Source organism: Streptomyces sp. NPDC034111 (assembly GCF_055575375.1).
In genome coordinates, this window is the sequence record NZ_JBVIST010000003.1 from 289,048 (window position 1) to 311,683 (window position 22,636).

The following is a 22,636-nucleotide window of genomic DNA, read 5'->3' on the forward strand; positions in this document are numbered from 1 at the left end:
TCCGGGGACGATGACCGCGCGGTGTGCGTGGGCGCTCCGCCGGAGCGGCGGGCCGCTCAGGTCCAGAGCACCGCGAGGAAGATGTTGGCGACCGTGAGCGCGCCGACCGCGGCGAAGAGCGGCTTGTCCACCGTCTCCTCGTCCCGCTTGACGTAGACCAGCGCGAGGATCACCACCAGTACGGCCATCTTGATGCCGATCTTGATGTTGTTGACCGGGTGGTCCTGGGCCTGGTTGAGGCCGACCAGCACGATGCCGGTGACGAGCATCGTCAGTGCTCCGTGCAGCATGGCCGGCACGAAGCGGGCGGTGCCCGCGCTCATCGCCTTCATCTGGGTCAGGAAGCCGCCCAGCAGGGCCGCGATGCCGATGATGTGCAGCCCGACGAAGATATTGGTTACTACGTCCATAGTGCTGGATCGTAGCCGCCGTATAGCACGGCCTCCCGGGCAGGGCGTCCGCAATCGCCGCTTCGGTCAGGGCAGACCGGTCCCGGCGTGCAGGCGGCGCCGCCGTGGTCACGCGCGTACCGGCTGGCGGTCGAATGCGAACAATGCCGGGCAATCGGGCTCATTCGCGAGACGTCCGGGCTTAGCGTCCTCCTCCAGGTGGCCGACTCCCCGCCATCGCCGGACGTGTACCGGTGCTCCGTCGGCCACCCCGCCGAGAGGTCCGGCGGCGGTCCGCTGCCTCGTGGCGGACCGCCGCCGGATCCACGGCCCGAAGGGAAGGAAGTGACGGCCACCGTGGCCTCGCACCGCAAGCCCAGGCAGCATCCGCTCGCCTCGCTGACCGGCGGCTCGCGCACCGCGCGCACCGCCCGTACGGCCGCCACCCTCGCCCTCGCGGGTGCCGCCACCGCCACCACCTTCGACGGCACCGGCCAGGCAGCACCACCGCCCACACCCGCCCAGGTCAAGGGCCGGGTCGACGCGTTGTACCAGGAGGCAGAGGTGGCCACACAGAACTACAACGGCGCCCGGCAGGCCGCCGGCGCCGCACGCGAGGAGCTGAGCAGACTCCAGGACGAGGCCGCCCGCCGGACCCGGCAGCTGAACGGCGCCCGCGCCGAACTGGGCGCCGTGGCCGCCTCCCAGTACCGCTCGGGAGGTGTGGACCCGACCGTGCGGCTGCTGTTGTCCGCGGATCCGCAGCGCTATCTGGACGGCGCCGCGGTCCTGGAGCGTACGGGCAGTCACCAGGCGACCGCGGTGGCCGGTTACGCCCGTCGGCTGGGCAGCGTACGGCAGGTCCGGCAGCGGGCCGAGGACACCGTGCAGCGGCTGGCGTCCACCGAGGCCACGATGAAGAGGCACCGGGTCACCGTCGTCCGCAAACTGGACGCCGCCGAGCAGTTGCTGAGCCGGCTGACCGCGGAGCAGCGGCAGCGGATGGTGGGCGCGGACGGCTCGCGGGAGGCGACCGGCGCCGGCCGGGCGGACCGGGGGACCGGGCGTGGCGACGGTCTTCTCGGGGGTGTGCCCACCGGTTCGGGGGGCTCCGCGGCGGCCGCGTCGTCCTCCGCGCAGGCCCCCAACGCCCGTGCCGCACGCGCGGTTTCCTTCGCCTACGCCGCGCTCGGCAAGCCGTACGTCTGGGGCGCGACGGGGCCGTCCGCCTACGACTGCTCGGGGCTGACCCAGGCCGCCTGGAAGTCCGGCGGGGTCGCCCTGCCCCGCACCACCTACACCCAGATCAACTCCGGCCCCCGTGTCGGGCGGTCCGAACTCGCCCCCGGTGACCTGGTGTTCTTCTACTCCGGCATCAGCCATGTGGGCCTGTACGTCGGGGACGGCAAGATGATCCACGCCCCGCATCCGGGCGCTCCGGTACGGATCGCGCCCATCGACCAGATGCCGTTCGCGGGTGCCACCCGGCCTGCGTAGGGGGTGGGCGGGGGCGGTTGTGGGGCGGCGCTGTCGGGTCGCCCCACGGGCTACGCCCGCAGCTGGCCGCCCAGCCAGCGGAAGGTCTGCGGCACCTGGTGGCGCCAGACCTCCGTGGTGTGGCCGCCCGCGTTCGCCGGGATCTGCTGCACGGTCACCGTCGTCGGAAGCTTGGCGAACTGGCGCAGGCCGATGCCTGCCTGGTAGCCGTCGCGCGCGGCGCCCGAGACGTACAGCGCCGTACGGGGCGGCTTTCCGGCGGCGTTGGCGGCCTTCAGGATGTGCAGCGGGTTGGACTGGGTGCGGAGCTTGGGGTCCTTGCCGGCGAGCGAGTCCGGCTCCAGCGCGGGGTCGTTGTAGCCGGACATGGCCACCGCGGCGCGGTAGCGGTCCGGGTGGGCGAGGGCGAGCTTGGCGGCGCAGTGCGCACCGGCGGAGTAGCCGGCCAGCGCCCAGGAGTCGGGCTTGTCGCCGGCCCGGAAGTTGTCGGTGATCATTTTGCGTACGTCGACGGTCAGCCAGCTGTCGGCGTTGACCTTGCCGGGGATGTTGACGCAGCCGGTGTCGGCGCCGGTGAGGAGGTTGGTGCGCGGCGCCACCAGGATGAACGGTTTGACCGCACCGCTCTGCATCAGCGGCCGGAGCTGCTCGCCCACGTGCAGCGATCCGAACCAGGCCTTGGACGAGCCGGGGTAGCCGGGCAGCAGCTCGACCACCGGGAACTTCTTGTTGCGGTAGGCGGGGTCGTTGTACTGCGGGGGCAGCCAGACGTACACCTCGCCCCGCACGCCCGAGATGCGGCCCTCGAGGTCGGTCATCTGCACGCCCGGGCCGACCCGTGGGTCGTCCGCCGGGCGGAACTGCTGGAGCTGCTTGGGCTCGTTCTTGATCTGCTGGCCGCCCATACCGTCGGGGCCGAGGTCCTTGGCCACCGCGACATGGCTGTCGGTGCCGAGCAGATCGCCCCAGGTGTCGTAGAGGTTGTTGGCGTTGTTGACCAGGACGAAGACCAGGGTGATGGCGGTGACCTGCGCGAACAGCAGCATCAGCAGACGGGCGAGGCCGCGCACCAGGCGCGGCCCGGCTATCCGGCTCCACAGGGCCAGCGGCAGTACGACGGCGACGATCAGCAGCGCGACCGAGGTGAGGAAGAAGGGCGTGCCCGTCAGGCTCATCGGGATCTCGCTTCCAGGACAACTACGCGAAGGATGTGGGGATGGTTCGGGCCCCGCCTTCGGCAGTGAGCCTCTCCGCGCCCTTAGATGGTGATCCGCGTGGTCCTGGTTGCCCGTCTTTTGTGCTTCTTTGCGCCGCCGCCCGCGGCGGCTCCCCGCTTTCCCCCGGCCTGTCGTGGGGCGCTGCCGCGGAGCGGTCCTTACCGCCGGCCCCGCAAGGACCCGCAGGTCAGGCCGTCACGGGCCGGCGGGGCAGCGGTCGGGGCGGTGGTCAGACCAGTCGCCGGGCGGCCGCCCAGCGGGTCAGCTCATGGCGGTTGGACAGCTGGAGCTTGCGCAGCACCGCGGAGACATGGGACTCGACCGTCTTCACGGAGATGAACAGCTGCTTGGCGATCTCCTTGTAGGCGTATCCGCGGGCGATCAGCCGGAGGACCTCGCGCTCGCGCTGGGTGAGGCGGTCCAGGTCCTCGTCGACCGGTGGGGCGTCGGTCGAGGCGAAGGCGTCCAGGACGAAACCGGCCAGCCGCGGGGAGAACACCGCATCGCCGTCGGCGACCCGGAAGACGGCGTTGACCAGGTCCTTTCCGGTGATGGTCTTGGTGACGTAGCCGCGGGCGCCGCCGCGGATGACGCCGATGACGTCCTCGGCCGCGTCGGAGACGGAGAGCGCGAGGAAGCGCACCGGCCGCTCGGCGTCGGCCGCCATCGTGGCGCAGCGGCGCAGTACCTCGACGCCGCCGCCACCGGGGAGGTGGACGTCCAGGAGGACGACCTCGGGGCGGGTGGCGGTGATGACGGTGACCGCCTGGTCGACGTCGGCGGCCTCGCCGACCACCTCGACGCCGGTGCGTGCGGTCTCGCCGATCTCGGCCTGGACGCCCGTACGGAACATCCGGTGGTCGTCGACCAGCACGACCCGTACGGTCCGGCCCCCGTCGGCGCCGCCGGCCTCGCCCTGCTGTGCGTCCTCGCTGTTCATGTCTTCCGTCCGTCCGTCGGTGTCTGCCCGGTCATCATCCCGTCTCCCGGCCGGTGCTGTCGCCGCCGGGTGCCTGTCCCCCGGCCCGTTCATGTCTCGCGTTCCTCGGCCGTGCGCTCCATCTCCAGCTCGACGACGGTGCCGCCGTCGGGGGCGGGGCGCAGCCGGGCGGTGCCGCCGTTGCGCTCCATCCGCCCGATGATCGATTCGCGTACGCCCATGCGGTCCGCGGGGACCGCGTCCAGGTCGAAACCGGGTCCTCGGTCGCGCACCGAGACGAAGACCGAAGCGCCCTCCACCTCGGCGAACACCTGCACCGCGCCGCCTTCGCCACCGTATTTGGCGGCGTTGACCATCGCCTCGCGGGCGGCCTGCATCTGGGCGCTCAGCGCCTCGTCCAGCGGGCAGTCGCCGACGACCACGACCTCGATCGGGACGCCGTGGTGGTCCTCCACCTCGGCGGCCGCGGTGCGGACCGCCTCCGCCAGGGTGGTGGGCTCCTCGTCCTCGTCCTTGCCGCGGCCCTCGGGTTTGTAGAGCCAGGCGCGCAGCTCGCGCTCCTGGGCCCGGGCCAGGCGCGCGACCTCCTTGGGCCGGTCGGCGTTGCGCTGGATCAGGGTGAGGGTGTGCAGCACGGAGTCGTGGACATGGGCGGCGACCTCGGCGCGCTCCTGGGCGCGGATGCGCATCAGCCGCTCCTCGGAGAGGTCCTGCACGAGCCGTACGAGGTACGGGCCCGCGAGCAGGGCTATGCCGACGACGACGGCGAGGGCGGCCTGAAGCACCGAGCCGAGGTGCCGCACCGAGCCCTGGAGCACGACGATGCCGGTGACCCCGATGCAGACCAGCAGCACCCCGGCGGCGCCGCGCAGCACCGGCAGCAGGCCCTTGCGGCGGCCGAGCTCCAGCCACTGGGCGCGGCGGGAGTTGTCCGCCTGCCGCCACACCAGGGCCACACCGGCGGCGATCAGCAGTACCGGCCAGAGATAGCCGTTGGCCCGGCCCAGCTGGAACCTGGAGGCGATGACCGAGGCGCCGATCAGCAGGGCGATCAGGGCGAAGACCTGGCCCTTGTCGGGTCTGCGGGTCCGCAGCCGCCGCTTCGTGCCGTCGCCGGCGGCGGGCCGGCGGTGCTCGACACCGCCGACGCCCAGCGGGACGAAGAACCAGAACGCGGCGTAGAGCAGCGCGCCCATGCCGTCGGCCATGAAGAGGGCCACGAACACGACGCGCACCCAGGAGACCGGCAGCCCCAGGTGTCCCGCGAGTCCGCGCGCGACGCCACCGAGCAGCCGCCCGTCGGCGCTGCGGTAGAGCTTGCGCACGGGCGGTTCGTCGGGGTCCGGCGCGGGGGCGAAGCCCGGCTCGGCGCGGGGTGGAGCTGTGGTCATGTCCCCGATCGTCACACGGTGCACGGGCCGGCGGCATCAGGGACGACCCTGACCCCGCCCCTGACGTTTCACGGGGCCGGTGCGGGGGCCCGCAGCCGTCAGCTCTTCGGCTCGGTCCTGCGGAAGCCGTCCTTCACGTTGTCGAAGACCTTCGCGTACTTCGTCCAGTTGGCCTCGGGCGCGGACAGGTTGATGGCGTACTCCGTGCCCCCCTCGCGGCCGAATCCCACGTCGATGCCCCGGTACGTCCGGGCCTTGCCCTGGTAGGTGTACTCCCAGATCGCCGCGGGGTCGCCCTGGAAAGTGGTGGGCTGCATGCGCAACTGCGAGTAGATGGGGTATGACCGCTTGATGCCGGCCTCGACGTCCCTGAGGTGCTGCACCTGATCCCCCGAGGAGAAGGGCAGGACGCTGAGTCTGATCTCGGCGAGTTCGGCCTGGGAGTAGTAGACGATCTCCCGGCCACCGTCGCCGACCTTGCGTTTCCAGCCGTCGGGCACCGGGAGGGAGACGCCGAGCGCGCTCTCGGTGGCCTTGCGGTAGCCGGCGGGGACGGGCGGCGGCGGGCCGATGCTGTCCGGGCCGGGCTTCACCGGGGCTTCCTTGCCCGGCTGCTTGGCCGCGTTGGCCGTGCCGGTGTCGTCGCGGTGCAGCACGTACCAGGCCGCGCCCGCGCCGCCGCCGGCGGCGAGCACCCCGACGAGGCTCCAGGCCACGACCCGGGCGCCCCGCCGCTTCCGGCGCGTACGGCCGCCGGACAGCACGTCCGTACTGCTGGAGGACCGCGTGCCGAGGCCGCCTTCCGGGACGGCGACCCGGCCGGTCGCGTCGTTGCCGGCGACGGCGTTCATGGCGGCCGGCGCTCCGGTGCGGCCGCCGGAGGAGCGGTCGGCCCCGCCGGTGTGCGGCACGGCGCGTGTCGTCGACTCCGCCTGCTCATCGGCTCCGGCCGCGTCACGCCCGGACTTCCGCAGCGACAGCGTGGGATAGCCCATCAGGGCGGTGTCCGCGTCGCTCTCGGCGGACCGCAGCGCCTGTTCGACGACCTCGGCCGTCGGCCGGTCCGCCGGCTCCTTGGCGAGCAGCGCCTCGATGAGCGGGGTGAGCGGCCCGGCGTTGCGCGGCGGTTCCAGGGGGTCCATGGCGATCGCGTACGCCGTCTCGACCGCGGTGTTCTTGCGGAACGGGGGCCGTCCCTCGACGGCCTGATAGAGCGTCGCGCCCAGCGCCCACAGGTCCGAGGCGGGGCCCGGGGTGCCGCCCTTGACGCGCTCGGGCGCCAAGTAGTCGATGGAGCCGACCAGCTCGCCGGTCTTGGTGAGGGTGGAGGTGCCGCTGGCGACCGCGATGCCGAAGTCGGTGAGCACGACCCGGCCGTCCTCGCCGAGCAGCACATTGCCCGGCTTGACGTCGCGGTGCAGCACACCGGCGGAGTGCGCCGCGCGCAGCGCCGCAATCATGCCGCGGCCGATCCGGGCGGCCTCGCGCGGGGCGACCGAACTGTCGGACCGGGCGGCCTCCTTGATGGCGTCGCCGAGCGTCGTGGACGGGACGTACTCCATGACGATGCACGGCAGCCCGGCGTCGTCCACGACGTCGTGGACACCCACCACATTGGGGTGGTTGATGCGGGCCGCGGCCTGCGCCTCGCGGGTGGTGCGTTCATGGCGGGTCGCCAGTTCGTCCGCGTCCAGCTGTGGCGAGACATGCAGGCGTTTGACGGCGACCTGGCGGCCGAGGACTTCGTCCCGGGCCCGCCAGACGGTGCCCATACCGCCCTGGCCTATCCGTTGAACCAGGCGATATCGCCCGGCGACCAGTCGCCCCTCGTCCACCGACGCCGCCTCCGTCACCGCACGCCCCTCCGGAAACCCGTACGTATCCAGGGCGCAACGATAGTCTCCGGCGGCGCCGGACAGCCCCCCGGCCACCGCGCGTCCCCGACCGACTTTCCGCCACGGCCGCGAGCGCGGGGTATATGCGAACCCCCGGGGGGTTTCGGGACCCCCCGAGGGCATCTCGGGGCTGCCGCCGGCGGATCTCAGGGATCTGCCAGGGTTTCCACGGATGCCGGAGCTGTGGCGATCTTGTCACCATGGGTGCATGAACGAAGCAGCCCCCGTCGAGGAGTCGGCGCCCACCGGCCCCACCGCGCCGCACCCCCCGCTGCGCCGCAGCCGGCGGCACAAGGTCATCGGCGGGGTGTGCGGCGGGCTCGGCCGGCAATGGGACCTCGACCCGGTGATCTTCCGGATCGTGCTCGCCGTGCTCGCGGTCGGCGGCCTCGGCCTGATCGTCTACGGCTTCGCCTGGCTGCTGATCCCCGTCGAGGGCGAGGACGAGAACGAGGGCCGCCGGCTGCTCTCCGGCCGGGTCGACGGCCAGGCGCTGACGGCGCTGCTCTTCGCACTGGTCGGCTGCGGACTGTTTCTGACGACCCTCGCCAAGGGCAGCATGATGTCCTTCGCGATCATGCTGACGCTGGCGGTGGCCGGCTCGGCGTACTGGTCGCGCAGGCGCCGGCAGGCGCAGGCACAGGGGCCGGAAGCGATGGACGCCGCCACCGCCCAGGCGGTCGCCGAAGCCCCGCCGGAGACCAAGGCGCCCCCGGCACCGGCCGGCCCGTCCTGGTGGCGCAGTCCGCGCCCCGGGGACGCGCCGCCGGGCTACCTGTGGGGGCCCGAGAGCGACCCGCTCCCCCTCGATATCGCCTACCGCTTCGAGCACGGCACCCCCGCGACCGACGCCTCTCCGTGGCCGGGCGGCCGGCCGGGCGCGGGCGGGCCGCCCGGTCCGCCGGTGCCGCCGCACGGCGCCCACCCCGCCCGCGCCCCGCACAGCCGTCGCCGCAGCGGCCGTCCGATCGGCGGCTGGACGTTTCTGCTCGCGCTGGTCGTCGGCTCGGGGACTGCCGTCGCCGTCTCCCGGCACCACGCCCTGGCCCCTGCCCTCCAGGCCGGGCTGGCCGCCGCGCTGGTCGTCCTCGGCCTCGGACTCGTCCTCAGCGCCTGGTTCGGCCGTACCGGCGGCGGCACGGTCTTCATGGTGGTGTGCACGGCCCTGCTCCTGGCGGGTGCGACGGCGCTCCCCGACAACCTCACCACCAACTGGCAGCAGCGCATATGGGCCCCCACGACCCTCGCCGCCGTCCAGTCACACTATGAACTCGGCTCCGGTGAAGGCGAGTTGGACCTCGGCGGACTGTCACTCAAGGGCGGCCGTACGCTCCACACCAGTGCGGAGGTGGGCGCCGGCCGGCTCCAGGTGACACTGCCGCCCGGGGTCACCACCCGCCTGCACATCTCGCTCGGTGTCGGCGACATCCAGCTGCCCGGCGATGCACCGGACGATGTGAACCTGCTGGCCGGCGGCCGGCAGCGGACGGTCACGCTGCCCGCCGAAGGCCTCAAGAAGGGCGAGCGGCCGCGCGGCTCGCTGGACCTCGACCTCCATGTCGGCGCCGGCCAGGTGGACGTTCAGCGCGCCGGCCCGTCGCCCTCCGCGCCGGCCCCCGTAGCGCCCGCGCCGGGCGCCTCCGCCGCGCCGACCGCCCCGACCCGCCAGGGAGCCCCCCAGTGAAGCGCCACCCCTTCGAGCCGGCCCGTCTGGTCTCCGGACTCACCGCCCTCACCGTCGGCACCGCCTACGGCCTGGATGCCGTCGGCCTCTGGCACGCCCCCGGCCCTTGGCTCTTCCTGGCCGTCCCCGTCGGTCTGCTGCTCTCCGGCCTGACCGCCACCCTCTGGGCAACGACCCGCCGCCGGCACGCCCGTCCGCCACAGGAGCCGCCTGCGGTCCACCAACCGTGAGGCCGTCACCGCGGAGGGACCCGCCAGGCCGGCTTCCCGCCCGGCCGGTCTCCTGGCGAGCGTCGGCTCCAGGCGGGCGCCGGCCCCTGACGCGCGCCAGCTCCTGGTTGGCCTCGCTCAGCCGAACAGCTGCGCCCCGTGCCGCTTCCGGCGCACGGCGATCACCGCGTCGAGGGAGAACCGTGGTGTGCCGGCCAGGAGGAGCGGCAGCCAGGCCACCAGATAGGCGAGGTCGTTGCCGTAGTAGTAGGGCTCGATCGACCAGCTCACGGTGAGCCAGAGGGTCAGGGAGATCAGCGCGCCGCCGAACGCCGCCAGCCGGCCCAGCAGTCCGACGAGCGTGCCGAGCCCCACCGCCAGTTCGCCCGCCGCGATGGCGTAGCCGAAGCCCACCGGGCTCTTCTGGGCGAGGTCGACCAGTTGCGGCAGCGCGGCCGTGTCATGGACCTGGCGCAGCATCCCGCCGAGTGAACCCGCGCCACCTGCCGCCAGAAATGCCGGATCGGTCAGCTTGTCGATGCCCGCGTAGAGGAAGGTGGCACCCAGGAAGAGGCGCAGTGGCAGCAGCGCATGGCGCGCCAGCTGGGCGCGCAGGCCGACGGCGGCGGCGTCGACGCCCGCCCCTGCCAAGTCGGCACCGATCGTGCGATTCGCGTGAACCATGACGTCCGCCTCTCCGTTGCCACCGGGAGCAGACGATTGTGCCCGCGCCCGCGCCTCAGGGGGAGATACGTACGCGCGGGCGCGAGAGGTTCAACCGACCGACGCACTTCGGGCGGCTGATGCACACAGAATCGACACGCCGCGGGGGTGATGCCGAGCCGCCGGGGGCCGCTGCCGGCTCAGGCCATGGCTGCCGCACCCGGGCCACGACCACCGGACTCAGTCCACGACATCAAGCGGATAGGCAGCCGATTCGACCCCCGCCGCCGTGATCACCCGGACCGCCACCCTGCCCGGTTCGACATCGACCGGGACCGGAACCGTCAGCACGGAGTCCGTCGGGTTGGCGAAGCCGCCGGCCACCGGGACGAGCGGGACGGGGACATGGACCGCACCGATCCGTACGACGGTGCGGGCGAGCCGGTCGGGGGCCGCGGCGCCGGGCGGGACGAAGCCGGTGCCACGGATCTCGATGTCCTCGCCGGTACGGACCGGCGCGGCGAGATCGCCCAGCTCACGGGAGCGGACGACGGACAGGATCACCGGCCGGCCGCCGGCCATCAGCTTCCCGGCCAGATACGTCGCCCCGGAGACGGCCACCAGGGCCACCAAGCCCCAGGGCAGCTGCGGGAGTTCCCCCGGCTGCCGGGCCAGCCGCACCAGGGCGAGGGCCAGTACGGCCGCATTGACCAGGACGTACTGCACGGCCGGCAGGCTGCCGCGTCCCGCGTCGTCGGTGAGCAGATCCGCGGCGCGCGGCCGCTCCGCCGGGACCTTCTGGAGCCGCCCCGTCCGCACCCGCGCGGCGACCAGTCCGTGCGCCAGTACCGCCACCGCGCAGCCGGTCGCGAGCACCGCGGGCAGCGCACCGCTCCGGGCCGGTTCCATGCCCTGGAGCAGGGAGTTCCGCAGAGGCGGGGTGCCGGCGAGCGCCAGTTGTGCGGTCAGCGTCAGCACGGCGTACAGCACCGCGGCCACCCAGCCAGCGGCGACCGTCCGCGAGGTGGACAGCCGGCCGTCCGCGCCGATCAGCGGGGCCAGCGCCCCGCCGTGCGTACGGTGCCCGACGGCCGCGGTGGTCAGCCCCAGCGCCAGGACGGCGGCGGCGAGCAGCCCCGCCGTACGGGCCGCGGTCCACTCCGCCCCGACGGCGGTCAGCGCCTGTCCGAGCAGCAGGGCCACCACCGCGCCCCAGACCGCCAGCAGGGTGCGCGCCCGTACGGCGGCCAGCCAGCTGATGCGCTCGGCGGCGCCGCGCCGGGCCAGTTCACGGGCGGAGAGGGTCAGTTCGTCGGAGACCCACTGGCGGGCGGCGCCGGCGGAGCGGGCGAGCCCGGCCGGTACACCGCGGCCGGCGGCGAAGTCCTCGCGCAGCGCCACGAATGCGGCGACCGCATGCCGGTGTCCGGTACGGGCGCCGTGCGGGCACCGTCCGCACCGGCACTCACCACCGCCGCCGTGCTCCGCGCCGTCCTCCGGCCCGCCCGTTCCGGCCATCCTGCCTGCCGCCTCAACCGCCACGTCCCGTACCGCCCGCCACCACTCGCCGTCAACTCGCACTACCGGACGGCAAATTGTTCCGTATGCGGACGGGTCCGGCGGTAAACGTCCAGCTGGCGGGGGGTGACGGGCGCGTCGGCAGGTTGACGCCCGCCGGCCGCGCCCCGCACATCCGGCCGCCGGCCGCCCGCGCAGGCCTTGCGCTTCCCCCGTTCGGGCGAACCGGGGCAGGGCGACGGCTGAGCGGCCCGTGGGTGGCGCAGGCTCTCGCCGTGCGTCAAATACCCGGATCTCATGGACCGCGCCGACGAGTTGAGCCGCGGCGGGGCGGCGGCCCGCCACGGGCGGCGGGGTGCGGCGGGACGGCCCGCCTCGCGGCCGTTGTGCCGGCCGCCGTCCTCCTTCTGCTGACCGGGGTCACCGCGCTGTTCGCCACGCTGTCCGTCACCGCGCCGCCGGCGACCGCCCAGGCCCGGCCCCACCGCCCGGTCACCGGCGACAACTGTGCCTTCGCCGGCACCGCTCCGCCCGTCGACGTACCGACCGGCTTTCCCCTGCCGCGCGGCTGGCACTTTCCCTGCACCGAGACCGAACGCCCGCCCGCGCCCTCCTCCCCGCCGGCCCCTCGCCCCCACGCCCCCCGTCCCGCGCCACGCCCCGCCGCCCCGGCCCCACGGCCGACACCACCCCCGCCACCGCCACCGCCGCCTTCGCCTCACGCCCGCCCCACTCCCCCGCCGCCGTCTCCGCCTCCCTCGCCGCCCCCGTCGTCCGCTCCGCGCGCCTCCGAACGCCCGCGCCGCCCGGCGTCGCCCCCGCCGCTGCCGCCCCGCAGCTACGTCCGGGCGTCCCACCCGCCGCGCGAAGGGCGCTCCGTGGTGACCACGACCCTGCTGCTCACCGCCCCGGCCGTGCTGGCGGCCGCCGCGCTCCGTCCCCGTTCGAGCTCCTCGTCCGGTTCCGCCGGGCGCCGTTCCTCGTAGGAGGTTCCATGTCGCAATGGCTGGTGCTGGGCATCGCCATGGCCGCCGTCTGCGGTGTCGTACTGAGCATCACCGTGCTCAAGTCGCGCCGGACCGGCGAGGACGACGAGCCGGCCGAAACGCCCGCCGTGATCGAGTATCTGACGATGATGGTGGGGGTGGTGTACGCGATCGTGCTGGGCCTGGCCATCGCCGGTGTCTGGGAGGCCAGGAGCGCGGCCGAGGACACCGTACGGACCGAGGCCCAGGCCCTGCACGAGGTCAGTACGCGGGCGCGGGCCTATCCGGCGCCGGTGCGGGACCGGATCCGCGCGGACACCGACGCGTATGTGTCGTACGTCGTGCACAAGGAGTGGCCGGTCATGACCGACCGGGGGCAGCTGACCGGGCGGGGCACCGCGCTGCTGGCGAAGGTGCGGGCCGATGTCACCGACTACCACCCCGCCAACGACTTCGAGGGGCAGTCCTACCAGCCGCTCGTCGACCAGGTCGCGGTGGCCGACGGGGCCCGCGCCGCCCGTGCGGACGCCGCCGGTTCGACGCTGCCGGGGGTGGTGTGGTTCGGGCTGATCACCGGGGGCGCCATCTCCATCGGCGTCATCTTCACCCTCCAGATCCGGCGTTCGGGGCGGGAGTTGCTGATGGCCGGGCTCTTCAGCGCGCTGATCGCCTTTCTGCTGTTCCTCGTCTGGGACTTCGACGCGCCGTTCAGCCGGGGCATCTCGGCGAGCGCGGAACCGTTCACGGACCTGTTCCCGCATCTGCCGCTGTGACCCGGGCCCTCCGCAAGGCGCCCCTGCCCGCCCCTGCCGCTAGCTGAAGAGCTCCGGGTCGCTCCGCACGATCTGCTGGTACAGCGGCTGGTAGTTGATCCAGGCCACCAGGTCGTTGCCCAGCTGCTCGCGGGTGCGGACGGCGTCGTGGTGGTCGATCAGCACCGGCTTGCCGGCCGCCCTCGCGGTCAGCTGCACCTGGCAGGAGCGCTCCATCGTCAGGAACCACCAGGCCGCGGCGTCCACCGAGTCGCCGACCGTCAGCAGCCCGTGGTTGCGCAGTATCACGGCCTTGTGCGGGCCCAGCGCGGCCGCGATCCGGCGGCCCTCGTCCTCGTCGACCACCACGCCGGTGTAGTCGTCGAAGAGCGCATGGTCCTCGTAGAACGCGCAGACGTCCTGGGTGATCGGGTCCAGCAGCTCGCCGAGGGCGGACAGCGCCCTGCCGTACGTGGAGTGGCTGTGGGCGGCGGCGATGACGTCCGGGCGGGCCTGGTGGATCTGTGAATGGATCGCGAACGCCGCCTGGTTGACGTGGTAGCGGCCCTCGACGACCTTGCCCTCGGCGTTCACCAGGATCAGATCGCTGAGCGTGAGGAGCTGGAAGGACCTCCCGAACGGGTTGACCCAGAAGCAGTCGGGGAACTCCGGGTCACGCACGGTGATATGGCCCGCGACGCCCTCCTCGAAGCCGTGGTGCCCGAAGAGCCGCAGCGCCGCCACCAGGCGCTCCTTGCGGTAGCGCCGCTCGCCGTCGACGGTCTGGTGCGTCGGCGGCATCGCGAAGTGCAGCAGCTCGGTGGGGATGGGCGTCGGCGCGCTCGACTCGGGCATCGCGGCGGTCCTCCTTTGCTGGTGGTTCGCCCGGGAAGCTACGCCGCGGTACGTGAAGAGGCCAGACATGGTGCCGGCGGTTGCGGTGGAGGTGCTGTGAACCCCGTACGAACGCCGCGCCATGATGAGGCAATGAGAACTGTCGTGGTCCACAAGGACATAGCGGCGCCGGCCGGCGAGGTGTTCGCGCTCCTCACCGACCCGCGCCGGCACGCCGCCCTGGACGGATCGGGCATGCTGCGCGGCGGCCCGCAGGGGCCCGAGGTGCTGACGCTCGGAGACCGGTTCAGCATGGGCATGCGCCAGGGCGGCATCCCGTACCGCTCGGTCAACGTCGTGGTCGAGTACGAGCGGGACCGGCTGCTCGCCTGGGAGACCTGGGGCGAGCTGGCCGGCCGCCGGCTGGTCGGCGGCCAGCGCTGGCGCTACGCACTTCAGCCGCTGGACTCCGGCGGGACGCGGGTGACCCACACCTACGACTGGCGCGGCGCCCGCTTCCCCCGCCTGGTGATCGAGCTCCCCGGCTACCCGGCCAAGATGGCCCCCGCGATGCGCCGGACCCTGGACCGCCTCGCCGCGTACGCCGGGGGCGGGGCGGGCGGCGACGCACCGGCTGCCTAGCCGCGCGGCCCTGTCGGAGGCGCAGCCACCCCGCGGGAACGACAACGCCGCCGCTCGGGCCCCCTTCCTCGCCGCATACGGGCGAGGAGGGAGGACGAGCGACGGCGCGGTCGTTGCCTCAGCGGGATATCAGCGGTTGATCAACGGGTGATCACTCCCACTCGATCGTGCCCGGCGGCTTGCTGGTGACGTCGAGGACGACGCGGTTGACGTCGGCGACCTCGTTGGTGATGCGGGTGGAGATGCGGGCCAGGACCTCGTACGGCATGCGGGTCCAGTCGGCCGTCATGGCGTCCTCGGAGGAGACCGGGCGCAGCACGATCGGGTGGCCGTAGGTGCGGCCGTCGCCCTGGACGCCGACGGAGCGGACGTCGGCCAGCAGGACCACCGGGCACTGCCAGATCTCGCGGTCCAGGCCGGCCGCGGTCAGCTCCTCGCGGGCGATGGCGTCGGCCTCGCGCAGCAGGTCCAGGCGCTCCTTGGTGACCTCGCCGACGATGCGGATGCCCAGGCCGGGGCCGGGGAACGGCTGGCGGTGGACGATCTCCTCGGGCAGGCCGAGCTCGGTGCCGACCATCCGGACCTCGTCCTTGAACAGCTTGCGCAGCGGCTCGACGAGCTCGAACTCGATGTCGTCGGGGAGGCCGCCGACGTTGTGGTGCGACTTGATGTTGGCGGTGCCGGTGCCGCCGCCGGACTCGACGATGTCCGGGTAGAGCGTGCCCTGGACCAGGAAGGCCACTTCCTCGCCCTCGGCGCCGGCCTCGGCGATCAGCTCGGCCTGGGCCTGCTCGAAGACCCGGATGAACTCGCGGCCGATGATCTTCCGCTTCTGCTCGGGGTCGCTGACCCCGGCCAGCGCGCCCAGGAAGCGCTCCTCGGCCTCGACGACCTTCAGCTGGACGCCGGTGGCGGCCACGAAGTCCTTCTCGACCTGCTCGGACTCGCCCTTGCGCATCAGGCCGTGGTCGACATAGACGCAGGTCAGCTGGTCGCCGATGGCCTTCTGGACGAGGGCGGCGGCGACCGCGGAGTCCACGCCGCCGGACAGCCCGCAGATGGCGCGCTTGGTGCCGACCTGGGCGCGGATCGCGGCGACCTGCTCCTCGACCACGCTGTGGGTGGTCCAGTTCGGCTCGATGCCCGCACCGCGGTAGAGGAAGTGCTCCAGGACCTGCTGGCCGTGCGTGGAGTGCATGACCTCGGGGTGGTACTGGACGCCGTAGAGCTTCTTCTCGTCGTTCTCGAAGGCGGCGACCGGGACCACGTCGGTGGACGCGGTGACCGTGAAGCCCTCGGGGGCGGCGGAGCAGGCGTCGCCGTGGGACATCCACACCGACTGCTCGGCGGGGGTGCCCTCGAAGAGGGTGGAGCCGGGGCGGGAGACGGTCAGGGGGGTACGGCCGTACTCACGGGCGCCGGTGTTGTCGACGGTGCCACCGAGGGTGGTGGCCATGAGCTGGAAGCCGTAACACATGCCGAAGACCGGGACACCGGCCTCGAACAGGGAACGGTCGAGGCTGGGGGCGTCCTCGGCGTAGACGGACGACGGGCCGCCGGAGAGGATGATCGCCTTCGGGTTCTTGGCGAGCATCTCCGCCACCGGCATGGTGGACGGCACGATCTCGCTGTAGACCCGGGCCTCACGGACTCGGCGGGCGATGAGCTGGGCGTACTGTGCGCCGAAGTCGACTACGAGGACGACGTCCGGGGCAGCGGCAGGGGGCGCTGATGGCACTTCGGCGGCCTTCCGGCGGGTGTGGAGCAGGGTTGGACTTTCGATTCTAACGGGCTCATACTGAGCGCCATGTCCAAGCAGCTGACCTTCGTCTTTACCTATGGCACCGGCCCGTCCGGCTGCCATGGTCGTGCTGCTTGATCAACTGACGAGCAAACTTCCCAGGCGCCCCGGGCCGACAAGGTCCGGGGCGTCTGTCGTGCGTCAGGACCGGTCGTCGGCTCCGGGGCCGGACACCCCAGGAGTTACGGACATGAGCACCGAGACCACCACCGCCCCTGCCACCGGCCCTGCCACCGCCCCCGACACCGGCGCCCGCACCCCGGAGGCGGCCGGGATCATCAGCGACGCACGGCGCCGGATCGACGATCTCGACGGCCGGATCATCGGCCTCGTACAGGAACGGATGGCCGTCTCGGCCGTCATCCAGCGCGAGCGGATCACCTCCGGCGGGCGGCGGGTGAACCTCTCCCGCGAGATGGAGATCCTCGCCCACTACCGCGACCAGCTCGGCAAGCCGGGCACCGCGCTGGCGATGACGCTGCTGGAGCTGTCCCGGGGGCAGATCTGAGGTGCGCCCCGGCCCGGGACTCGCGGCGGCCCTTGCGCCGGACCTTGTGGCCGAGTGTGGCCGGATTCATTTGCTGTTCGGTCGGTTTCGGCGCACAGGTCGGGGCGCATGGCACCGGAGCGCGCGCCCGGCGCAGCCGCTGGATCTGCGTTCGGTTGCCGTCTCACCCGTACGGCGCGTGACCGGCCGCCGCGGGCCTTCGTTGTTCCCGGTGCCACGCCAGCCAGGCGCGGCCTGCAGGACTACGCGTAGACGCCGCCCCACGGGCGGGAAACCCGGAGCGATGAGACGCCGGCCGCTCGCCGCGGCCCGCGTCGTGGGACCTCGTTCCGTTGCCGTGACCGGTCAGCAGGGGACAGCAGCCCGGTCACATCCGATGGGGTGGTCGGTCCTGGGGACGCCCGGGACCGACCGCATCCGGTCGAAACGGTTGCGCCAGGTGTGGCGCATCCAGGACCATGCTTGACGAATGACCTGCCGTTTCCGGTACGGACTTTTGCGCTGCAAGAGGCCCGGCCGGCGCGGAATCCGCACCATCGAGCACCACGCACGAGCACCACCCAAGAGCCAGCGGCGCTACCCCCCCCCAGCGCCGCCCGTCGGTGCCGGCGCTGCCCTGACGCCGGCACCGAAAGCCAAGGGCCCCGTGGCCGTCCGCATCCCCCCTCGCGGACGGTGTCCGGGGCCCTTCGCTGTGCCGGGCGGGCATCCGGCGCACCACCGGCGCGACGTTCGCGCCGGGCACCCGCTGTGCGCACCCTGTGAGACAGCTGTGACGCATGTGATCGGCGTCACGCCGATATTTCTGTTCGGCCGAACAACCTTTTTCAGCCATGGCTGGTCATGTACGTGCAATCGCACGGCCATACCGCGCCCCACCGCGACGGCCCGCACCAACGTGTGCCCCTCAACGGCACTTTGGACCCCGAGAGGTCTTCTCGATGAAGCTTCGCCGTGCCCTGACGGCTGCCGCCGCGACGGCCGTCATAGCCCCTGCCGCCCTGATGGCGGCGCCTGCCGCGTTTGCGACCGGTGCCGACACCGAGACCGGCGTGAGCGCCGAGCCGACGACGGGCACCCCCGGCTCGGACCAGACCGACGACACCGCGCAGCCGGAGACCCCCGCCGCCGGTGACGAGTCCACCGCCCCGGCCGAGGACACCACACCGGGCGACGACGCCGAGCCCGGTGACGAGACCGGCACCGGCGGCGAGACCGGCGGCGAGAGCGGCACCGGTGACGAGACCGGACCGAGCGCACCGGCCACCCCGGGCGGCGACACCAAGCCCAGCGACTCCCCCAAGCCCTCCACCTCGGCCAAGCCCACCGCCAAGCCGACCGAGGACGACGAGGACCCGACCTGCGCCAAGCAGTCGGAGGAGACGGCGATCAGCACCGAGCTGCGCGGTCTGCCGAGCAAGGTCGTGGCCGGTTCCGGCTGGAAGAACTTCACCTTCCGCGCCACCAACACCTCCGACAAGTCGATGAAGTCGGTCGACGCCTACGTCGCGCTGGGTGCCATCAACACCGGCAACTTCGACGACGTCTCCCACCTGCTGACCGTGCAGTGGTACAACGAGGGCGCCCACTCCTGGGAGTCCATCACCGACGAGGACGGCTACTTCGCCTCCGTCGAGGGCCTCAACCCCGGTGAGTACGCCGACGCCAAGCTGCGTCTGAAGGTCGACGCCAAGACCCCGGGCAGCTACGGCTTCGCGTTCACCATCGGCGCGTACCACAACGAGGACGACGTCTGCGGCTTCTCGGACGTCGCGCAGTACGACTTCGACGTCCTGGTCGCGGGCAGCAAGCCGGGCAGCGTGCCGCCGGCCAAGAGCAAGCCGGGCAAGCACAAGGGCAACAAGCCCGCCCCGCAGGGTGATCTGAAGGACCTCCCGGTCACCGGCAAGCTCGCCGAGACCGGTTCCTCCTCCGCGCTGCCGACCATCGCCCTCGTGGGCGGCGTCGCCATGGCCGTGGGCGCCGGCGCGATCGTCGTCGTCCGCCGTCGTAAGACGTCGGGCGGTGCTGCCGCCGCGTAAGCGGTAGCAGCAGGAGAGGCGAGGGGCCGCGTCCGCCGGGAGCGGCCCCTCGTCGTATCCGGCCTGCCGGGGGTGTCTCCCCTAGCTGTGGGACTTCTTCGGCGGTACGGGCGGGACGGCCAGGAACGGCAGTTTCAGCGCGCCGAAGGCCTTCTCGGGGACGGCGGGGTGCACCGGCTCGACGGGGGCCAGTCGCCGGTAGGGCAGGCCCGGGGTGGGACGGGGGTCCGGTTCGCCCTTGTTGGGCCACAGGGACATCGCCCGCTCGGCCTGTGCGGTGATGGTCAGGGACGGGTTGACGCCCAGGTTCGCGGAGACCGCGGCGCCGTCGACGACCGAGATGCCCGGATGGCCGTAGAGGCGGTGGTAGGGATCGATGACGCCGGTGTCCGCCGAGTCGCCGATCGGGCAGCCGCCGAGGAAGTGCGCGGTGAGCGGAGTGCCCATCAGCTCACCGACGTTGGAGCCCGCGAAGCCGTTGATCTCCTCGGCCAGCAGCGTCGCCGCGCGGGTGGCCTCGGGGATCTGGTTCGGGTTCGGTGCGCCATGGCCCTGGCGCGCGGTGAGCAGGCCCTTGCCGAGGCCCTTCGGCTTCCGGTACGTCGTCAGGGAGTTGTCGAGGGACTGCATGACCAGCCCGATGATGGTCCGCTCCGACCAGCGGCGGTTGGACAGTGAGCGCAGGGCGAGCCAGGGGTGGCGGGCGACGTTGCCGAGCCAGCCCATGACGCGCCCGGTGGGACGGTAGGGCACCTGGAGGATCGTCAGGCCGCCCATCGCGTTGGAGCCCCTGCCGTAGCGGACCGGCTCGATATGGGTGTTCTCGTCGGGGTGGATCGACGAGGTGATCGCCACGCCCCTGGTGAAGTCGGCCTTCGCCGCGCCGTGCCGCTTCCGGTAGCGGCGGTCGTCGGTCTGCGCGCCCACCAGCGCCTCGGAGTTGGTGCGGGTCAGCGTCCCGAGCCGGCCGGAGAGGTACGGGAGCAGGCCGCTGTCCTTCATACGGTGCAGCAGGGTCTGGGTGCCGTAGGTACCGGCCGCGAGCACGACGCGGCGGGCCGTGAAGGTGCGGCTCTCGCCCTTCTTCTTGTTGTCGGTCGGCAGCGTCTTGACGGCGAAGCCGCCGCGGGAGTCCTCGGTGAGCGCGACGACCGAGGTCATCGGGTGGATGACGGCCCCGGCCTGCTCGGCGAGGTGGAGGTAGTTCTCGTTGAGGGTGTTCTTGGCGCCGTGCCGGCAGCCCGTCATGCACTCACCGCACTCGGTGCACGCCTTGCGGGAGGGGCCCGCGCCGCCGAAGTACGGGTCCGCGACCTCGCCGCCGGGCGCCGCCCTGACGGTCCCGTCCGCGTCGTCCCCGTCGCCGAAGAACACCCCGACCGGCGCCATGTGGAAGGAGTCGCCGACGCCCATGGCCTGTGCGGTCGCCTTCAGATGGACGTCGGACGGCGTCATCGTCGGGTTGAGCCGTACGCCCAGCATCCGGCGGGCCTGGTCGTAGTACGGCTTGAGCTCGTCCTGCCAGTCGGTGATGTGCTTCCACTGCGGGTCGTCGAAGAACGGTTTGGGCGGTATGTAGAGGGTGTTGGCGTAGTTCAGCGAGCCGCCGCCGACCCCGGCGCCCGCCAGGACCATGACGTTCCCGAGGAGATGGATGCGCTGGATGCCGTAGAGGCCGAGCGCCGGGGCCCACAGATAGTTCTTGAGGTCCCAGGAGTTCTTCGGCAGCGACTCCCGGGTGAAGCGGCGGCCGGCCTCCAGGACGCCGACCCGGTAGCCCTTCTCGGTCAGCCGCAGCGCCGAGACGGAGCCGCCGAAGCCGGAGCCGATGACGAGCACGTCGTAGTCGTAACCGTCGTCGTGTCCCCCGGACGTCTCGTCCTGGTTCCGGGCAGAGTTCTCCTGGGGCACTGGCTCTCCCTGCTGTTCGTTCGGCGGAGTGGCTGGGCTACGGCGGGACTGTCACCTCAGCCGGAACGCCTTCATGGCGCGCAGGCTGCGGGTCATGAACCGGGCGTACTTCTCGTCGGTCATCCCGAAGGACGGGGCGAGCGGCATCAGCCGCTGGTGGGCGACGGTCTGCGCCTCGGTGTACTTGAGGATGCCCTCGGAGCCGTGCCTGCGGCCGAGACCGGAGTCGCCCATACCGCCCATCGGGGACTGGACGCTGCCGTAGCCGGCCGCATAGGACTCGTTGACATTGACCGTGCCGGTGCGCAGCCGGGCCGCGACCGCCCGGCCGCGCCGGCCGTCCTTGGTCCAGACGCTGGAATTCAGGCCGTACGGCGTGGCGTTGGCGAGCGCCACCGCCTCGTCCTCGTCGCTGAAGCGGTAGACGGAGACGACCGGGCCGAAGGTCTCCTCACCGCAGACGGCCATCGGGGCCTGCACACCGTCGAGGATGGTCGGCTCGTAGAAGAGCGGGCCGATGTCGGGGCGGGGGCGGCCGCCGGCGACCAGCTCGGCGCCCTTGGCGACGGCCTCCTCGACATGGCGGGTGACGGTCTGAAGCTGGCGCTCGCCGACCAGTGAGCCCATGTCGGCGCCGTACGCGAGGGAGTTGCCCAGTCGCATCGCCTTCGTACGGGCGGCGAAGCGCTGGAGGAAGTCGTCGGCGACGGACTCATGGACGTACAGCCGCTCGATGGAGATGCACAGCTGGCCGGCGGAGGAGAAGCAGCCGCGGACGGCGCCGGCGGCGGCCTTCTCCACATCGGCGTCGTGGAGCACCAGCATGGCGTTCTTGCCGCCGAGTTCGAGGGAGACGCCGACCAGGCGGGCCGCGGCGCCCTGGGCGACCTCGCGGCCGGTACGGGTCGAGCCGGTGAAGGAGACGTAGTCGGCGTGCTCGACGACGGCGGGTCCGACGACCGGGCCCTCGCCGATCACGACCTGCCATACGTCCTCCGGCAGCCCGGCCTCGATCAGCTGCTCACGGGCCCACAGTGCGGTCAGTGCGGTCTCGGTGTCGGGCTTCATCACCACCGCGTTGCCCGCGACGAAGGCCGGCAGGGCGTCACCGACGGAGAGTTCGAGGGGGTAGTTCCAGGGCGCGATCTGGCCGACGACCCCGCGGGGGTGGCGCAGTTCGGTGACCTTGGTGAGGGTCGGCACGACGCCGGTGTGGCCCTTGGGCCTGAGGTAGGCGGGGCCCTTGCGGCCGTAGTGGCGGGCGGCGACGGCGACCGCCTGCACCTCCTCGTGGGCGTGCAGCCGCGCCTTGCCGGTCTCCAGCTGGATCAGGTCCAGCACCTCGGCCTGGCGGCGCAGGACCAGGTCGTGGAAGCGCAGCAGCACGGCGGCGCGCTGCCGGACCGGGACCTTGGCCCAGCGCTCCTGGGCGGCGCGGGCGCGCTCGAAGGCGGTGGCCACGTCCTCGGGGGTGGACTCCGGCAGGTCGGCCAGTTTCTCCCCGGTGAACGGGGTGTGGTTGGCGGTGCGGCCGGTGCCGACCACGCCGCGGGTGAGGCGGGCGGCGAGCTCGGGGGTGACCACCTCGGCGGCGGTGCGGGCGCCGGCCGGGGCGGGGGCGACCGGGTTTCCTCCGGCCGGCGCCGCGGGGGTCTCCACGGCGGTCTGTGCGGGCGCGGGCGCCTCGGCGGCGGGGGCCTGGGCGGAGGAGGATGTTCCGGTGTCCTGCGAGTCCGTCATGTCGGCGAGGGTATTCC

General features: G+C 72.8%; 18 protein-coding genes. 7 read left to right on the forward strand and 11 right to left on the reverse strand.

Translation table 11 applies throughout. From position 1 onward, the window contains the following. Window positions 1-56: 56 nt before the first annotated feature. Complete coding sequence (locus ACZ55A_RS10655) at window positions 57-410, reverse strand: hypothetical protein (RefSeq protein WP_468837222.1); 354 nt, start codon at window positions 408-410, stop codon at window positions 57-59. 324 nt (window positions 411-734) lie between these two features. Here ACZ55A_RS10655 and ACZ55A_RS10660 point away from each other — a divergent pair, with 324 nt between their 5' ends. Further along, a complete protein-coding gene (locus ACZ55A_RS10660; RefSeq protein WP_468837224.1) occupies window positions 735-1,886 on the forward strand; it encodes a C40 family peptidase in 1,152 nt (383 codons plus the stop codon). A gap of 50 nt (window positions 1,887-1,936) precedes the next feature. Here the strand turns inward: ACZ55A_RS10660 and ACZ55A_RS10665 are convergent, their stop codons facing one another. The 4 genes from ACZ55A_RS10665 to ACZ55A_RS10680 all read right to left on the reverse strand — a co-directional run bounded on the left by ACZ55A_RS10665 (window position 1,937) and on the right by ACZ55A_RS10680 (window position 7,206). After that, a complete protein-coding gene (locus ACZ55A_RS10665) occupies window positions 1,937-3,061 on the reverse strand; it encodes an alpha/beta hydrolase (RefSeq protein ID WP_468837227.1) in 1,125 nt (374 codons plus the stop codon). 271 nt (window positions 3,062-3,332) lie between these two features. Next, window positions 3,333-4,043, reverse strand: coding sequence for a LuxR C-terminal-related transcriptional regulator (locus ACZ55A_RS10670; RefSeq protein WP_468837229.1), 711 nt, complete (start codon window positions 4,041-4,043; stop codon window positions 3,333-3,335). An 89-nt stretch (window positions 4,044-4,132) separates the two neighbouring features. Continuing rightward, on the reverse strand, window positions 4,133-5,434 hold the full coding sequence (locus ACZ55A_RS10675) for a PspC domain-containing protein (protein WP_468837232.1): 1,302 nt from the start codon (window positions 5,432-5,434) through the stop codon (window positions 4,133-4,135). A gap of 98 nt (window positions 5,435-5,532) precedes the next feature. After that, window positions 5,533-7,206, reverse strand: a complete 1,674-nt coding sequence (locus ACZ55A_RS10680; RefSeq protein WP_468837928.1) for a serine/threonine-protein kinase — start codon at window positions 7,204-7,206, stop codon at window positions 5,533-5,535. A 331-nt stretch (window positions 7,207-7,537) separates the two neighbouring features. On the opposite strand from ACZ55A_RS10680, the gene ACZ55A_RS10685 reads away from it, so the two are divergent. After that, window positions 7,538-9,013, forward strand: coding sequence for a PspC domain-containing protein (locus ACZ55A_RS10685; protein WP_468837235.1), 1,476 nt, complete (start codon window positions 7,538-7,540; stop codon window positions 9,011-9,013). After that, a complete protein-coding gene (locus ACZ55A_RS10690; protein ID WP_468837238.1) occupies window positions 9,010-9,243 on the forward strand; it encodes a hypothetical protein in 234 nt (77 codons plus the stop codon). Before ACZ55A_RS10685 ends, ACZ55A_RS10690 begins: the two co-directional genes overlap by 4 nt. Before the next feature lie 117 nt (window positions 9,244-9,360). Here ACZ55A_RS10690 and ACZ55A_RS10695 read toward each other — a convergent pair whose 3' ends face one another. Both ACZ55A_RS10695 and ACZ55A_RS10700 read right to left on the reverse strand, forming a co-directional pair. After that, complete coding sequence (locus ACZ55A_RS10695) at window positions 9,361-9,906, reverse strand: TQO small subunit DoxD (RefSeq protein ID WP_468837240.1); 546 nt, start codon at window positions 9,904-9,906, stop codon at window positions 9,361-9,363. Between the two features lie 219 nt (window positions 9,907-10,125). Continuing rightward, the gene (locus ACZ55A_RS10700) at window positions 10,126-11,403 is read right to left on the reverse strand and encodes a hypothetical protein (protein ID WP_468837931.1); all 1,278 of its coding nucleotides are present in this window, start codon (window positions 11,401-11,403) and stop codon (window positions 10,126-10,128) included. Window positions 11,404-12,397: 994 nt separating this feature from the next. Between ACZ55A_RS10700 and ACZ55A_RS10705 the strand changes: the two genes are divergently transcribed. After that, on the forward strand, window positions 12,398-13,162 hold the full coding sequence (locus ACZ55A_RS10705) for a bestrophin-like domain (protein ID WP_468837243.1): 765 nt from the start codon (window positions 12,398-12,400) through the stop codon (window positions 13,160-13,162). Window positions 13,163-13,201: 39 nt separating this feature from the next. Here ACZ55A_RS10705 and ACZ55A_RS10710 read toward each other — a convergent pair whose 3' ends face one another. Next, window positions 13,202-14,119, reverse strand: coding sequence for a class II aldolase/adducin family protein (locus ACZ55A_RS10710; protein WP_468837245.1), 918 nt, complete (start codon window positions 14,117-14,119; stop codon window positions 13,202-13,204). Window positions 14,120-14,128: 9 nt separating this feature from the next. Between ACZ55A_RS10710 and ACZ55A_RS10715 the strand changes: the two genes are divergently transcribed. Continuing rightward, the gene (locus ACZ55A_RS10715) at window positions 14,129-14,617 is read left to right on the forward strand and encodes an SRPBCC family protein (protein ID WP_468837248.1); all 489 of its coding nucleotides are present in this window, start codon (window positions 14,129-14,131) and stop codon (window positions 14,615-14,617) included. A gap of 151 nt (window positions 14,618-14,768) precedes the next feature. Here the strand turns inward: ACZ55A_RS10715 and guaA are convergent, their stop codons facing one another. Continuing rightward, the gene (guaA, locus tag ACZ55A_RS10720; protein ID WP_468837251.1) at window positions 14,769-16,355 is read right to left on the reverse strand and encodes a glutamine-hydrolyzing GMP synthase; all 1,587 of its coding nucleotides are present in this window, start codon (window positions 16,353-16,355) and stop codon (window positions 14,769-14,771) included. A 253-nt stretch (window positions 16,356-16,608) separates the two neighbouring features. On the opposite strand from guaA, the gene ACZ55A_RS10725 reads away from it, so the two are divergent. Further along, window positions 16,609-16,926, forward strand: coding sequence for a chorismate mutase (locus ACZ55A_RS10725; protein WP_468837254.1), 318 nt, complete (start codon window positions 16,609-16,611; stop codon window positions 16,924-16,926). Window positions 16,927-17,867: 941 nt separating this feature from the next. Next, the gene (locus ACZ55A_RS10730; RefSeq protein WP_468837257.1) at window positions 17,868-18,968 is read left to right on the forward strand and encodes an LAETG motif-containing sortase-dependent surface protein; all 1,101 of its coding nucleotides are present in this window, start codon (window positions 17,868-17,870) and stop codon (window positions 18,966-18,968) included. Window positions 18,969-19,049: 81 nt separating this feature from the next. Here ACZ55A_RS10730 and ACZ55A_RS10735 read toward each other — a convergent pair whose 3' ends face one another. Beyond that, window positions 19,050-20,879 carry a GMC oxidoreductase gene (locus ACZ55A_RS10735; RefSeq protein ID WP_468837259.1) on the reverse strand — a complete coding sequence of 610 codons (1,830 nt, stop codon included), beginning with the start codon at window positions 20,877-20,879 and terminating at the stop codon, window positions 19,050-19,052. A 51-nt stretch (window positions 20,880-20,930) separates the two neighbouring features. Beyond that, the gene (locus tag ACZ55A_RS10740) at window positions 20,931-22,619 is read right to left on the reverse strand and encodes a succinic semialdehyde dehydrogenase (RefSeq protein WP_468837262.1); all 1,689 of its coding nucleotides are present in this window, start codon (window positions 22,617-22,619) and stop codon (window positions 20,931-20,933) included. Between the last annotated feature and the right edge of the window lie 17 nt (window positions 22,620-22,636).

Excerpts from the sequence above, each read along its gene's own strand:
- ACZ55A_RS10680 (WP_468837928.1), bottom strand. The coding sequence starts at position 7,206 with ATGGGCACCGTCTGGCGGGCCCGGGACGAAGTCCTCGGCCGCCAGGTC.
- ACZ55A_RS10655 (WP_468837222.1), bottom strand. The coding sequence starts at position 410 with ATGGACGTAGTAACCAATATCTTCGTCGGGCTGCACATCATCGGCATC.
- ACZ55A_RS10725 (WP_468837254.1), top strand. The coding sequence starts at position 16,609 with ATGAGCACCGAGACCACCACCGCCCCTGCCACCGGCCCTGCCACCGCC.
- ACZ55A_RS10730 (WP_468837257.1), top strand. The coding sequence starts at position 17,868 with ATGAAGCTTCGCCGTGCCCTGACGGCTGCCGCCGCGACGGCCGTCATA.
- ACZ55A_RS10740 (WP_468837262.1), bottom strand. The coding sequence starts at position 22,619 with ATGACGGACTCGCAGGACACCGGAACATCCTCCTCCGCCCAGGCCCCC.
- ACZ55A_RS10665 (WP_468837227.1), bottom strand. The coding sequence starts at position 3,061 with ATGAGCCTGACGGGCACGCCCTTCTTCCTCACCTCGGTCGCGCTGCTG.
- ACZ55A_RS10675 (WP_468837232.1), bottom strand. The coding sequence starts at position 5,434 with ATGACCACAGCTCCACCCCGCGCCGAGCCGGGCTTCGCCCCCGCGCCG.
- ACZ55A_RS10700 (WP_468837931.1), bottom strand. The coding sequence starts at position 11,403 with ATGGCCGGAACGGGCGGGCCGGAGGACGGCGCGGAGCACGGCGGCGGT.
- ACZ55A_RS10715 (WP_468837248.1), top strand. The coding sequence starts at position 14,129 with ATGAGAACTGTCGTGGTCCACAAGGACATAGCGGCGCCGGCCGGCGAG.
- ACZ55A_RS10695 (WP_468837240.1), bottom strand. The coding sequence starts at position 9,906 with ATGGTTCACGCGAATCGCACGATCGGTGCCGACTTGGCAGGGGCGGGC.
- ACZ55A_RS10705 (WP_468837243.1), top strand. The coding sequence starts at position 12,398 with ATGTCGCAATGGCTGGTGCTGGGCATCGCCATGGCCGCCGTCTGCGGT.
- ACZ55A_RS10685 (WP_468837235.1), top strand. The coding sequence starts at position 7,538 with ATGAACGAAGCAGCCCCCGTCGAGGAGTCGGCGCCCACCGGCCCCACC.
- ACZ55A_RS10670 (WP_468837229.1), bottom strand. The coding sequence starts at position 4,043 with ATGAACAGCGAGGACGCACAGCAGGGCGAGGCCGGCGGCGCCGACGGG.
- ACZ55A_RS10710 (WP_468837245.1), bottom strand. The coding sequence starts at position 14,119 with ATGGCGCGGCGTTCGTACGGGGTTCACAGCACCTCCACCGCAACCGCC.